The following is a 14,522-nucleotide window of genomic DNA, read 5'->3' on the forward strand; positions in this document are numbered from 1 at the left end:
AATTTTTGCGCAAAATATCTTCGAGCTATGGAAAAAGAGTTTGTCTAAAGGAGGAAGCAGAAAATGAGAGTAAAGAAAATGCTGCTCTGCAGTGTAATGGCTTTATCTTTGGTTACTTTGGCAGCTTGTGGTATGGGTGACAATGCCGATGACAATGGAAATACAGACGGCACAAATGTAGAATCCACCACAGGGGGCAAAGACAACGGCAATAATACAAAAAACAACGGAAACGGTGTTGTGGATGATGCCGCAGATGCCATAGAAGATGCAGGGGACGCCATTGTGGACGGAGCCGAAGATATTGGCAATGATGTGGAAAACGGTGTAGAGGACGCCACAGGTACAGGGAATGCAGGTTCCACAGAAAATGGAAATAATGGAACAGGAAACGGAGCAGGAGGCACATCTGAGGGCGCTGCTGCGGGAAATGGTACTACAGGTCAAGGCGGCTCAGGCGCTGCCCGGTAAATGAAGATGTGGAAACGGGCAACCGTTTCCGCATTCTTTTTGTCAGTTTTTGCCAATAAAAATCTTAAAATTTTCAATGATAAGGAAAAAATATTCTATGTAAACTCTTATAGAGATTAGATATACTGTCAATATCAACAAAGGGCACAAAAAAGTGTCAGAGAAGGGAGAAAAATATGAAGAAAAGATTTTTATCAATGACAATGGCGGCAGTACTTGGAATTTCACTTGCCGCATGCGGCGGAAGCCCAAGTGAGACACCTGCAGACAGCACAAATGGTGCAAAAGATTCAAACGCAGCAGCAGGCACAGAGGCAGCTCAGGAACCGGCAGGAGACGGGGCAGCATCCTCTGATGTGGCAAACAAAGACAAACCATTATGTTGGTTTAACCGTCAGCCTTCCAACAGTTCTACAGGGGAACTTGATATGACAGCTCTCTCCTACAACGAGGATACATATTATGTAGGTTTTGACGCAAATCAGGGTGCAGAACTTCAGGGGACCATGATTATGGATTACATTACGGAAAACATTGACAAAATTGACCGTAACGGAGACGGAGTTATCGGATATGTACTTGCCATCGGTGATATCGGCCACAATGATTCCATCGCTCGTACCAGAGGCGTAAGAAAAGCAATGGGCACAGGAGTGGAAAAAGACGGCGATATTAACAGCGACCCGGTAGGGACAAACTCAGACGGTTCCGCAACAGCAGTAAAGGACGGAGAAATTGAAGTAAACGGAAAGAAATATGTGGTTAGGGAGCTTGCTTCCCAGGAGATGAAAAACTCAGCAGGAGCTACATGGGATGCAGCTACCGCAGGTAATGCCATTGGAACATGGTCCTCTTCCTTCGGTGAGGAAATTGATATTGTGGCATCCAACAATGACGGTATGGGAATGTCTATGTTTAATGCATGGTCAAAAGACAACGGCGTACCTACCTTCGGATATGATGCAAACTCTGACGCAGTTGCAGCTATCGCAGAGGGATATGGCGGAACCATCAGCCAGCATGCAGACGTACAGGCATACCTTACACTCCGTGTAATCAGAAACGCCCTTGACGGTGTGGATATTGACACAGGTATCGGCACAGCAGACGAGGCAGGAAATGTGCTTACACCGGACGTATACACATACAAGGCAGACGAGCGTTCCTACTATGCATTAAATGTTGCTGTTACCGCTGCAAATTATCAGGACTTTACAGATTCTACAAAAGTATATGAGCCTGTATCCAAACAGCTTGACCAGGGAAGCCACGCAACCAAAAAAGTATGGCTGAATATTTACAATGCTTCCGATAATTTCTTAAGCTCCACATATCAGCCGCTTTTACAGAACTACGATGATCTTCTTAACCTGGAAGTTGACTATATCGGCGGAGACGGACAGACAGAGTCCAACATCACAAACCGTCTTGGAAATCCGGGACAGTATGATGCATTTGCTATTAACATGGTTAAGACAGACAATGCAGCTTCTTACACAGCTTTACTGAATCAGTAAAATATTTCATAACAATAGAAAGTCCGCAAGTGACTTTCTATTGTTTTAAGAAGGAGTATAAATAATGGAAGATAAGAAAAATGATATCGTCTTATCCATTCGGGGTATGAGCAAGTCCTTCGGCCGTAACCGGGTATTAGACCACATCAAACTGGATGTAAAGCGGGGAACGGTTATGGGGCTTATGGGTGAAAACGGCGCCGGCAAATCCACCATGATGAAATGTCTTTTCGGTACATATCAAAAAGATGAGGGGAAGATTACCCTGGACGGAAAAGAAGTAAACTTTTCCGGTCCGAAAGATGCCTTGGAAAACGGCATCGCCATGGTTCATCAGGAATTAAACCAGTGCCTGGAGAGAAACGTCATTGACAATCTGTTCCTTGGCCGCTATCCGGTGAATTCCATGGGCGTAGTGGATGAGGGCAGGATGAAAAAAGAGGCTTCCGAGCTTTTCCGGAAACTGGGCATGACAGTAAACCTTACCCAGCCTATGCGCAATATGTCTGTTTCCCAGAGACAGATGTGCGAGATAGCCAAAGCGATTTCCTATAACTCAAAAGTAATCGTTTTAGACGAGCCCACATCCTCCCTTACGGTACAGGAGGTGGATAAGCTTTTTGAAATGATGCGGATGTTAAAGGCCCAGGGGATTTCCCTGATTTATATCTCCCATAAAATGGATGAGATTTTTGAAATCTGTGATGAGATATCCGTGCTTCGGGACGGTAATCTGGTAATGACAAAGAGCAGCAAAGAGACGGATATGAATGAGCTGATTGCAGCCATGGTAGGCCGTTCTTTAGAAAACCGTTTCCCTCCTGTGGACAATACGCCCAAAGATACTATTTTATCTGTACAGCACTTGTCCACCAAATTTGAACCTCACCTTCAGGATATTACTTTTGATGTAAAAGAGGGAGAAATTTTCGGGCTCTACGGCCTTGTGGGGGCCGGGCGTACAGAGCTTTTGGAAACCATATTCGGTGTCCGCACCAGAGCGGCGGGGCGCGTATATTTTAACGGGCATCTGATGAATTTTGCCAGTGCAAAGGAAGCTATGGACCATGGATTTGCCATGATTACTGAGGAGCGGAAAGCAAACGGGCTCTTTTTAAAAGGGGATTTGACTTTTAATACCACCATCGCAAACTTAAATCAGTATAAGTCTGGAATTGCCCTTTCCGACCAGAAGATGACAAAAGCCACCGCCAAGGAAATTAAGATCATGCACACCAAGTGCATGGGACCGGAAGATATGATTTCAAGCCTTTCCGGCGGAAACCAGCAGAAAGTAATTTTGGGAAAATGGTTAGAGCGCAGTCCCCAGATATTTATGATGGACGAACCTACAAGGGGAATTGACGTAGGTGCAAAATATGAAATTTATGAGTTGATCATCAATATGGCAAAGCAGGGCAAGACAATTATTGTTGTTTCCTCTGAAATGCCGGAGATTTTGGGAATTACCAACAGAATTGGAGTTATGTCCAACGGGCACCTCTCCGGAATCGTAAATACAAAAGAGACAAATCAGGAAGAGCTTTTAAGACTCAGTGCAAAATATCTATAAAAAAGGGAGATAACGGATATGGCAAAGGAAAACAGTAGAATCCTTTCGGCAGAGCAGGAGATGAAACTCCGCAAGCCAATCGAGGATTATGTGGGTGATATCCAGGCTAAAATTGACGGCCTGAGGGCAGAAGGGACGGAGAAAGTCCTATCTCTGCAAAACAGTATTGACACGGTAAAAAGAGACAAAATCCTTTCTAAACAGGAAAAGGAAAGAAAAATTTCAGAATACAGGGCAGAGCTTGAGAAGGCGAAATCAGTGGAGTCAGAGAATAAAAATGAGGTTTCCAAACTGATTTCCGAGGCGGAAAACTTTTTAAATGCCCATTTTGAAAAAGATTATTACCAGAAGGTAAAGATAAGCTGTGAAGCGGAAAAAGCAGCCGCAAAAGAAAGTTATGGACAGAGGGTTCTGGAATTAAAAAGGGAACATGAGGCATCCCTGTCTAAGCTTTCTGACCATCAGGAAATCAAAGATGAAAAGTATGTGCATAAAAACAGGCTTTTTGATGCGAAAATGCAGTATGAGAAGGATCTTGCCCAGATTAAGGACAGAAGGCACGCAGCTCTTACCTTTAAATTCCATCTCATTGATCTGCTGCGCATGTCAAAGTTTACTTTTGCAGAGACACAGGCCCAGAAATGGGAAAATTACAAATATACCTTTAACCGCAGGTCTTTCCTTTTGCAGAACGGACTGTACATTGCAATTATTTTAATCTTTGTAATGCTCTGTATCATTACACCGATTTTAAAAAATGCACCTCTGCTTACATACAATAATGTGCTGAATATCTTACAGCAGGCTTCCCCCAGAATGTTCCTTGCTTTAGGGGTGGCAGGATTAATCCTTCTTACCGGTACGGACCTTTCCATTGGCCGTATGGTGGGTATGGGAATGACCACAGCTACCATTATTATGCACCAGGGAATTAACACGGGCTCTGTCTTTGGGCATGTTTTTGATTTTACCGGCCTGCCCATTGGCGCCAGGGTAATCCTTGCCCTTGTGGTCTGCATCCTGCTGTGTACATTTTTTACGGCGATTGCAGGTTTCTTCACCGCTAAATTTAAAATGCACCCCTTTATCTCTACCATGGCAAACATGCTTGTAATTTTCGGACTTGTAACCTATGCTACTAAGGGAGTGTCCTTCGGAGCCATTGAACCTGCTATTCCAAGTATGATTATCCCCAAGGTAAACGGTTTTCCAACCATTATCCTCTGGGCCTTGGCAGCCATTGTAATTGTATGGTTTATCTGGAATAAGACAACATTTGGGAAAAATCTCTATGCAGTGGGAGGAAATCCCGAGGCGGCTTCCGTTTCCGGTATCTCCGTATTTAAGGTGACGGTTGGTGCGTTTATCATGGCTGGAATCCTCTACGGATTTGGTTCCTGGCTGGAATGTGCCAGAATGGTTGGTTCTGGTTCCGCAGCCTACGGACAGGGCTGGGAGATGGATGCCATTGCAGCCTGCGTGGTGGGCGGCGTATCCTTCACTGGAGGTATCGGCAAGATTTCAGGTGTGGTAGTGGGTGTGTTTATCTTTACAGCCCTTACTTACTCCCTAACGATTCTTGGTATCGATACAAACCTTCAGTTTGTGTTCTCAGGAATTATTATTCTTGTGGCAGTAACTCTTGACTGTCTGAAATATGTGCAGAAAAAATAGAACAGATAATAGGAAGAAGGGCCAGAAATTTTCTGGCTCTTTTCACTATGGGCCGGAGTTTACATTTTTTACCGCCTTTGCTATAATAGTGCAAAACAGGCCCAAATAGGCATATGGAGAAAAAATATGGATAGATATACCGTACTTTTGGCGGATGACGAGGAAGAAGTCATTCATGTGATTATGAAAAAAATTAATTGGGAAGAGATGGGATTTTCTGTAATCGGGTATGCCAATAATGGGGTGAAGGCTTTGGAAATGGTGGAGGAACTCCAGCCTGATGTGGTGATGACGGATATTAAAATGCCCTATATGGACGGCATGGAACTTTCAAACCGCATTAAGGCTTCCTATCCCGGCACAAAGATTCTTCTGTTTACCGGTTTTGACGAGTTTGAATATGCAAAAGAAGCCGTCCACCTGGAAGTGGAAGAGTATGTGTTAAAACCTGTGAATTCCGTGGAACTGACCAAGATTTTTATTCAGCTTAAAATAAAGCTTGACCAGGAAATCAGCGAGAAACGGAACGTGGAGATACTGGAGAAATACTATGTGGATTCCCTTCCTCTTTTGCAGGCTAATTTTTACTCCTCCCTGATTGAGGGACGGATTCATAAGGAGGAGATTCCCGGCTATCTTTCGGATTACAGAATTTTTTTTACCGGGCCTTATTTTTGCTGCCTTGTGATTCACACCTCTTCCGGGCAGGTGCCTAAGGATATGAATCCTGTGCTTTTGTCGGCCTCTGTCCAGAAGCAGGCAAGGGAACATTTGGTGGAAAAATGGCAGGCAAAATGTTTTTCTTATCTGGGGAATACGATTTTAATCCCTCAACTGAAAAATGAAAGCCAGATTTCGGAATTGACAGATGAATGCGACAGGTTCTGCAAATATGCCCGCCGGATGATCGGGGCCGTGGTCACTGTGGGTATTGGACAGGTCTGCGGGGATATTTTGGAATTGTCCCAGTCCTATGAAAATGCCAGGGAGGCGGTGTCTTACAGAGTAATTTACGGAACTGCCCGGGCTATTAATATGAAAGAAATTATTCCAAGAAAAACAGCGCCCTCCGGCCAGGGAAACGAATCTGAATTATCAGAGCTTTTTAAAATGATTCGGCTGGGCAGTGAAGGGGATGTGGAAACGGCGGTGGAGCACTATCTGAAACACCTCTCTTTTCCAGAAAAAACGCTGCAGCAGCATCACATTGACATAATGGAACTCATTAGCGCCCTGTATCGGTTTTCTGCCAACAATGACCTTCAGGCAGAGGATTTCACTAAAGATATGGGGGAATTATACACAAGGATATTTGATTTGGAACCGGATGTGTTAAAGAATTGGCTTACGGAACTCAGCCTGTCTTTCCGGGAACAGGCGATTCTGGCCAGAGCCAAATCCACAAAATCTTTTGTGGCCAAAGCTATGGAATATGTGGGAAATAATTACGGTGATGAAGAGCTTTCCTTAGACAGTATCTGTGAGTATCTGGGAGTGTCCAACTCTTATTTTTCCACAATTTTCAAAAAGGAGACGGGGAATGCTTTTATCACTTATCTCACAGACTATCGTATGGACAGGGCAAAGAGCCTTTTGACCACCACGGAGGAAAAAAGTTATATTATAGCCAAACATGTGGGATATACAGACCCCAACTATTTCAGCTATGTTTTTAAAAGGCGGTTTGGGGTGTCTCCCTCCAAGTACAGAAGGGAGAATTTGGAACATGAAACGTAGTTTCCCGGAAGAGGTAAAAGATTTGAAGCCCAGGGGGATGCAGTCCACCATTATGATTGCCTTTTCTGTGATATCGATATCTATTATGCTGATTTTGGGCGTTGTGTTGTATCTTCGTTTTTCCGCCCTGTCCCGCCAGGGAATGATAGACAGTTCCCAAAAGCTTATGGAGCAGACAGGGGAAAACTTAGAAGACTATCTTATGGGTATGCGGCAGATTTCAGATGCAGTGTATTACAACGTGGTGAAAGAACGGGATTTTGACAGCCAGGATGCCCAGATTCTGCAGGGGATGAACCTTTTATATGAGGCAAATAAAAACAGCTTAAGAAGCATCGCCATATATAACAATTACGGAAGCCTGATGGCGGCGGAGCCGGTGGCCCTGCAGAAAGAGGACCCCAATGTCACCAGGCAGGACTGGTTTAAACAGGCCGTGGGGAAAATGGAAAATATGCATTTTTCCACACCCCATATCCAGAACCTTTTTGAGGATGATGCCAGAAGGTATCACTGGGTAATTTCTTTAAGCCGTGTGGTGGAACTAACGGATAAGGGAGTGCCTATGTCGGGGGTTTTGCTGGTGGATATGGATTACTCCAGTATTTCCCGGATGATGAATCAGATTAATACCTCAAATAACGGGCAGTATTATTATCTATGTGACGGCAATGGCCAAATCATTTATCATATGCGGCAGGTGCAAATCAGCAAAGGGATTGCCCATGAAAACAGTGAGGCGGCGGCAAAATGGAAAGACGGGGTGTATGATGAGTTTTTTGAAGGGGAGCATCGGAAAATCATTGTAAACACCATCAGTTATACGGGGTGGAAGCTGGTGGGGGTGATTCCCTATTCTGCGTTTACCCACGGCATGTTTAATATCCGGTATTTTATTGTGATGTTTATGCTGTTAATGGGGATGATGCTGGCGGTGGTAAACCGTTTGGTTTCCTTGAGAATTTCCAGGCCCATTTTAAAGCTGGATGAGTCGGTGACAGAGTATGAGGCGGGGGAAAAGCCGGAGATTTATATCGGGGGTTCCCTGGAAATCAGGCATCTGGGGTATTCCATCCAGCGCTCCTATGAGCAGATAGACACTTTAATGCGGAAAATTGTATTAGAGCAGAATGAGAGGAGAAAAAGCGAACTCGACGCCCTGCAGAGCCAGATAAATCCCCATTTTCTGTATAACGCCTTAGATTCCATTATCTGGATGGTGGAGGGGGAGCGGAATGACGATGCGGTATTTATGATTTCGGAGCTGGCCAAGCTTTTCCGCATCAGCCTGTCAAAAGGGCGCACAGTGATTTCCGTAAAAGATGAGCTTCAGCATGCAAAAAGTTATATGAATATACAAAAAGTCCGCTATAAAAATGCTTTTACCGTTACCTTTGACACAGAGCCGGAGATTTATTCCTATTGTACCGTAAAGCTGGTTTTGCAGCCCATATTGGAAAATGCCATAAATTATGGGATTGACCCTATGGACGACTGCGGGGAGATTGTTGTGGAGGGCAAGATGAGAGATGGAAATATAATTCTCTCTGTGAAAGATAACGGCGTTGGGATGTCCGGGGAGGAGGTAAGCCTCCTTCTCACAGACAGCAACCGGGTAAAAAAGCACGGCTCCGGGGTTGGTCTTATAAATGTAAATAACCGTATCCGTATTTTTTTCGGGGAGGAGTATGGACTTGTTGTGGAGAGTGAGCCGGATGAGGGCACAAAGGTTTCCATCGTAATCCCGGCAGTGCCCTGTACAGAAGAAAACAGCAGGGTTTTGGAAAAGGGGCATCTCTTTGGAGGAGAAATGCAAAAAAACAATGAAGAACAGTAAAAGATTATTTATTCAGGTTGAAGTTATTTTGGGAATAACCATATTGGTGCTGGCGGTTTTAATGTTTCGGGAAAAGAGCAGGGACGATCTTTACAAAGTCTCTGTGATTGTCCGGGATTCGGAGGACAGCCAGTGGTCTGCCTTTCGCTACGGGCTTAAAATGGCGGCGGAGGATTTTGGGGTGGAAGTCTTTGTCGTCAGTACAGGGGATATCCTGGATCTGGAAGAGGAAATGGAATATGTAAACCGGGAAATCCACAATGGTGCGGATGCGGTGATTATGCAGCCACTTCCCGGGACGAAAGGGGAGGAACTTTTAAAAAAGGCAGACAAAAAGGTTCCGATTATGTTTGTGGAACACGGCATGTCCCTTACAGGGAGTGCGGCCGCCATTCCCGTTACAAAGCCGGATAACTATGCCCTGGGGAAAGCCCTTGGGGAGGAACTTTTAAAGGATTACAGCGGAAATATCAGGGGAAAGACCGTAGGGATTTTGGGGGATATTGATGAGATGGAGGCCACAAAAAGCCGCCGGGAAGGGCTTTTAGAAGTGTTAAAAGAAACGGATGCAAAGATTCTTTGGTCTGCCTTTGGCGCCTTTGGAAAAGAGCAGGAAAATTCCCTGGAGAAACAGCCCAAAGTGGATATTGTCCTTGCCCTGGATGACGCCAGCCTGAAAACGGCGGGAGCCTGCGGCGGGGAAAATAATCTTCACGGGGCATTGGTGTACGGAATTGGAAATTCTACTGAGAGCGCTTATTATCTTGACATAGGTATTGTGCGCTGCCTTTTGGTGCCGGACGAGTTTAGCGTAGGCTATGATAGTTTAACGGAGGTGGCCCAAAATATCGGGCACTGGTATTGTAAAATGAAGGACAGAACCGTTTCTTATCATATAATCCGAAGGGGGGAGCTGTTTACAAAGGAGAACCAGGACATTCTTTTTACTATGAGCCAGTGAATATGTATTTCTTTGTGGGAGAATCAGAGGTGTGATATGAAAAGAAAAAAAATTTGGGTTTTGGGGGCAGTATTCTGTACGGCTTTGCAGCTCTTATCCTGTGGGAAAAAGCAGACGGCCGGGGAAGAAAAGATTCATGTGGGAGTGACATATTATAATCAAAGTGATACATTTCTAAATCAGTTAATTGCCTGCTTCAGGGAGAGCTTAGAGGAAATGGAGGGAGAGGATTCCCAGATTACATTGACCGTGCGGGATGCGGCAGGCTCCCAGAGAACCCAGGACGACCAGGTAAAGGAACTCTTAGATGCAGGCAGTAATGTGCTCTGCGTCAATCTTGTGGACAGGGCGGACCCTTCGGAAATCATTGACCTGGCAAGGGAGAGCGGCGTGCCTATTATCTTTTTTAACAGGGAGCCTGTGGCGGGAGATATGATGCAATGGGACGGCCTTTACTATGTGGGGGCGGATGCAAAACAATCCGGGGTGATGCAGGGAGAGTTAGCGGCGGAGGCCATTAAGGAAAACGGCAGTATTGACAGGAACAAAGACGGGAAGATTCAATATGTGGTGCTGGAGGGGGAGCCTGGGCACCAGGATGCCATTATACGCACGGAAAATGCAGTGGACACATTAAAGGCCAACGGAATTGCCTTAGAGAAGCTGGAGTGCGGCATTGCAAACTGGAACAGGGCCCAGGCCCAGAACCGTATGATGCAGATGGTTAGCCAGTATCAGAATAAAATTGAGCTGGTTTTGGCAAACAACGATGATATGGCCCTGGGGGCAAGTGACGCCTATGAGAAATTAAATTATACCGAATCCGTCCTCCCGGTGATTTTCGGAATCGACGGAACGGACGTGGGGCTTTTGGCGGTGGCGGAAGAAAAACTTTCCGGAACGGTTTACAACGATAAAGAGGGGCAGGCCCAGGCAATGGCAAGGCTTTCCCTGGCGCTGGTGTCCGGGCGGGGGATGGAAGAGATTGAATTTGAGAATGACAGGTATGTCTATTTGAACTATTCTAAGATTACAATGGATAATATCGGTGATTATCTTAAGCAGGATGAGGAGTGAGGAAAAGGAATGAAAGATTTACAGGCGATATCGGAGCGCATGGAAGAAATAATAAGTTTTGCGAAAGCAAATGACAATGAAATTAGTTTGTTTATTGTTCAGGATATCATAAAGAATAAGAAGACGGGAATCGATGAAGATTTGCTGAATATGGCGCTTTATCAGATTAAGGAACAGGGAATAAAGGTTCTGCCCGCAGATATGGATGAAGGATATAAGGCAGACACAGATGAACCTGACAAATTTATTCCTTCTGATGTAAACATTACCCAGGTTCCCACGAATATCTCCAATATAATGGACAGGTTGGAAAACAGGGAATTTGATTTATCACCGGCGTTTCAGAGAAATGGCGGATTATGGGATGAAGAAAAGCAGAGCAGGCTGATTGAATCTTTAATGTTAAAAATTCCCCTCCCGGCATTTTATTTTGACGCATCGAAAGAAGATGAGTGGGTTGTGATAGACGGCCTGCAGCGTCTTACGACTTTCCAAAACTATCTGGTGGGCAATGTGCAGGAAAATGGCTCAAGGGAAAAGAACAGATTTAAAGGGATGCAGTATCTGACAGATTTTAATGGAAAAACTTTTGACGATTTACCCAGACAATACGTTAGAAGAATCAAGGAGTCTTCCATCGTCGCATATACTGTTACCCAGGGGACTCCGGATGAGATTGTATTTAATATTTTCCAGAGAATTAATACAGGGGGGATTCCGTTAAACAATCAGGAAATCAGACAGGCGCTTTATTCAGGAAAGGGAACAGATTTAATCAAAGAGCTGGCAGAACGGAAGGAGTTTAAAAGCGCAACCCTGTTTGCAGTCAAACCGGAACGAATGCTGGACCGTGAATATGCCCTGCGTTTCCTTTCGTTTACAGAGTTGGATTACAAAAAAGAATATCGGGGGGACATTGATAATTTTCTGATAAAAGGGTTGAAAAAAGCCAATGATTTTAGTGAGGAAGATATCCTGCGTGTCACAGAACGGTTTGTGCGCGTCATGAATGCGTGTAAGGACATTTTTGGAAAATATGCTTTTAGAAAATTTAATAAAGATTTTCGACGGGGGCCAATCAATAAAGCTATTTTTGAAATATGGGCAATATGTTTCAGTGAATTGGATAAGGAACAGTTGGAGAAAATAAAGAAAAGTAAAGATAAGTTTATGGATGGTTTTGGAAAAATTCTTGCCAATTCCGAGTTTGCAACTGCATTAAAGGCAGGTGATCCATATTCACTTGCAAAACGAGTAGAAATATGCCAAAAGTTTGTGAAGGAGTTCTTATGCTGAAAGAATTATTTTTGAAAAATTTTAAGTGCTTTGAAGAATTGAAATTGAGTTTTTCTGCCCTGAATATTCTGACAGGGCTAAACGGGATGGGTAAATCCACTGTTATGCAGGGGATTTTGCTTTTGGGACAGTCCCAAAACAGTATTTTGTCACAGCAGATGTTGTCATTAAAAGGCAAATATGTAAATCTTGGTGTGGGGCAGGATGTTTTGTTTGAAAAAGCAGAGGAAGATGAAATCGGGATTGGCATTTTGACGGAAAATACAGAAGAGCAGTATCTTTTCGGGTATCAGTCTGAAACAGATGTTTTACCTTTAAAAAGCATTGAAAAAAAAGAAATGAAAAGTGCATATCCCTTGTGGGAAAATCATTTATATTATCTGTCGGCATATCGTATTGAACCACAGTTCCTTTATCAGATTGAGAATGAAAAAGAGGTTTCTGAGAGATATTTTGCAAAAAATGGAGAGTTTTCCATTCAATATTTAAAATTGCATGGCGGAGACGAGGTAATAAATGATTCTGTCTGTCTGGGCAAAAAAAGGACAATTGCAGAACAGGTAAAGGCATGGATGGATGTGATTTCACCTGGGGTATCGCCGATAATTACGATTCATACATCTTCCAGAACAGCGGAATTGAAATACGAGTACATTGAGGGAAGGGATAAAACAAATTCATATAAAAGCGTCAATGTTGGATTTGGTATTACTTATGTACTTCCGGTGGTGACGGCATTGGTATCAGCAAAGCCAGGGGATATTATTTTACTTGAAAATCCGGAAGCCCATATTCATCCGAAGGGCCAGAGGATGCTGGGAGAACTGATAGCGGCTGCCGGAGCAGGAGGCGTTCAGGTAATTCTTGAGACGCACAGCGATCATGTAATGAACGGAATCCGTATCGCAGTAAAAAAAGGAAGAATTGAACCGGAAGATGCCGGATTTTTCTATTTTTACAAAGATATCAATGACTCCTATAGACATAAGGTGATATGTCCGCTGTTGGATAAAAACGGACGGTTAGATCAATGGCCGGAAGGTTTTTTTGATGAATGGGATCATGCACTTTTGGAATTACTGTAAGGCAGGTGATAAAAATGATAGCTGTGATTAACGATGTCTCATTTCAGTATACATTTGCCACAAAGGAACTTGCAATGGAATATATGCACAAATTTCTTGATATCTGTAAACGGATAAAAAGAGAAGAAGTGACAAATGTCCATGAAATAAAAACAGGAGTCATTGATACTCAAATGGAGATAAGTCCTGATTTTAAACTAATTCAGTTGTTGCAAAATTTTCAGACAAGAGAAGAGAGAACATTCCTTCTTGGTCTGTTTACAAATCAAGGAACCTATCAATTTGAAAAGGGAAATCTCTGCCGGATTGCTGAAAAGGAGTCTTTGGTGTGTGCATATGCGATAGACAATATATTGGTCAGTCTGCTGTCAGATATGTTGTTTGACGAACCGGTGATAATGGGAATTGTTGCAGATGAGGAGGTCAGCCTGAGAAATCTTTCTAAGGAGGAGCATATAAATCATTACAGAAAAGAATTGGGGATTAGAAGATACATTGCGAATGATACAAAGCATAAATCAGACAGGGAAAATCCCTACGGAAAAGGAAAAGTCGGAAGCAGAATGGATCTGTGTGATGAGGAAGCACAGGAATTATTGAATAGAGCCCTTTTGATTAAGGGAAGATTATACGCAAAGAAAAATGGCTGTTATTATGCTTTTCAAAATGAAAGAGACATAGATTACCACGGATACAGGGCTGATGATGTGGGTGAAGATATTAAGTCCCAATTAGACAAAGAATTCGCACGAGAATAGAGAGGGAAAAGATCTAAAAAGCAGGAGAACAAAATGACAAAACAACAGTATGAAAAATGGTCGGCACCTTTTCGGAGAAATGAAAAGGCGTTAAAAGGGTTTACATATTTAAACAGGGGGATGACGGCGCTGGTATTTGCAGCCTATCCTCTGCTTCTTTTCTATCTTTTTTTGACAGGATCTAAGAAGTGGTTTCTCTGCGTATTAATTCCGGCGGTTTCTTTTGTCCTGGTTTCTTTGTTCCGCCGGTGGTATTCCGCAGGGCGGCCCTATGAACTTTTGGATATTACCCCCTTGATTCCAAAAGACACTGTGGGGAAGTCTTTCCCCAGCCGCCATGTGTTTTCTGTTTTTATCATTGGGATGACATTTTTTTATGTAAACCCGATAGTTGGCTTGGCTGTCTTTTTCATTGGGATTCTGACAGCCTTTGTCCGGGTAATCGGCGGGGTGCATTTTCCGAAAGATGTGGCGGCCGGGGCAGCCCTTGGGGTGCTTTTTGGGCTGGCCTATTACATTTTGTAGGAAAAGGGGAG

General features: G+C 43.8%; 12 protein-coding genes. All 12 read left to right on the forward strand.

Annotation, left to right across the window (positions count from 1 at the left end; genetic code table 11):
* Nucleotides 1–63 precede the first annotated feature (63 nt).
* The 12 genes from D7Y06_RS04355 (at nt 64) to D7Y06_RS04410 (ending at nt 14,511) form a co-directional block, all read left to right on the forward strand.
* Complete coding sequence (locus tag D7Y06_RS04355; protein WP_120406615.1) at nt 64–471, forward strand: hypothetical protein; 408 nt, start codon at nt 64–66, stop codon at nt 469–471.
* Between the two features lie 176 nt (nt 472–647).
* Complete coding sequence (locus tag D7Y06_RS04360; RefSeq protein ID WP_120406616.1) at nt 648–1,988, forward strand: substrate-binding domain-containing protein; 1,341 nt, start codon at nt 648–650, stop codon at nt 1,986–1,988.
* A 64-nt stretch (nt 1,989–2,052) separates the two neighbouring features.
* Nucleotides 2,053–3,561: a sugar ABC transporter ATP-binding protein gene (locus D7Y06_RS04365; protein ID WP_120406617.1), complete on the forward strand. Its 1,509-nt coding sequence runs from the start codon at nt 2,053–2,055 to the stop codon at nt 3,559–3,561.
* 18 nt (nt 3,562–3,579) lie between these two features.
* Nucleotides 3,580–5,235, forward strand: coding sequence for a galactose/methyl galactoside ABC transporter permease MglC (locus D7Y06_RS04370; protein WP_120406618.1), 1,656 nt, complete (start codon nt 3,580–3,582; stop codon nt 5,233–5,235).
* Nucleotides 5,236–5,361: 126 nt separating this feature from the next.
* Complete coding sequence (locus D7Y06_RS04375; protein WP_120406619.1) at nt 5,362–6,972, forward strand: response regulator; 1,611 nt, start codon at nt 5,362–5,364, stop codon at nt 6,970–6,972.
* Entirely contained in the window at nt 6,962–8,809 is a 1,848-nt protein-coding gene (locus D7Y06_RS04380) for a cache domain-containing sensor histidine kinase (RefSeq protein WP_120406620.1), read from the forward strand. Before D7Y06_RS04375 ends, D7Y06_RS04380 begins: the two co-directional genes overlap by 11 nt.
* On the forward strand, nt 8,796–9,770 hold the full coding sequence (locus tag D7Y06_RS04385; RefSeq protein ID WP_120406621.1) for a sugar ABC transporter substrate-binding protein: 975 nt from the start codon (nt 8,796–8,798) through the stop codon (nt 9,768–9,770). Before D7Y06_RS04380 ends, D7Y06_RS04385 begins: the two co-directional genes overlap by 14 nt.
* 36 nt (nt 9,771–9,806) lie before the next feature.
* Entirely contained in the window at nt 9,807–10,847 is a 1,041-nt protein-coding gene (locus D7Y06_RS04390) for a galactose ABC transporter substrate-binding protein (protein WP_120406622.1), read from the forward strand.
* Between the two features lie 9 nt (nt 10,848–10,856).
* On the forward strand, nt 10,857–12,143 hold the full coding sequence (locus D7Y06_RS04395) for a DUF262 domain-containing protein (RefSeq protein ID WP_120406623.1): 1,287 nt from the start codon (nt 10,857–10,859) through the stop codon (nt 12,141–12,143).
* Nucleotides 12,137–13,228, forward strand: a complete 1,092-nt coding sequence (locus D7Y06_RS04400; RefSeq protein ID WP_158591230.1) for an AAA family ATPase — start codon at nt 12,137–12,139, stop codon at nt 13,226–13,228. The genes D7Y06_RS04395 and D7Y06_RS04400 overlap by 7 nt, the downstream gene beginning before the upstream one ends.
* Nucleotides 13,229–13,242: 14 nt before the next feature.
* Complete coding sequence (locus tag D7Y06_RS04405; RefSeq protein WP_158591232.1) at nt 13,243–13,986, forward strand: hypothetical protein; 744 nt, start codon at nt 13,243–13,245, stop codon at nt 13,984–13,986.
* 33 nt (nt 13,987–14,019) lie between these two features.
* Complete coding sequence (locus D7Y06_RS04410; protein WP_120406626.1) at nt 14,020–14,511, forward strand: phosphatase PAP2 family protein; 492 nt, start codon at nt 14,020–14,022, stop codon at nt 14,509–14,511.
* The last annotated feature ends 11 nt before the right edge of the window (nt 14,512–14,522 follow it).

It is taken from the genome of Roseburia sp. 1XD42-69 (assembly GCF_003612565.1).
Lineage (GTDB): Bacteria > Bacillota > Clostridia > Lachnospirales > Lachnospiraceae > Roseburia_B.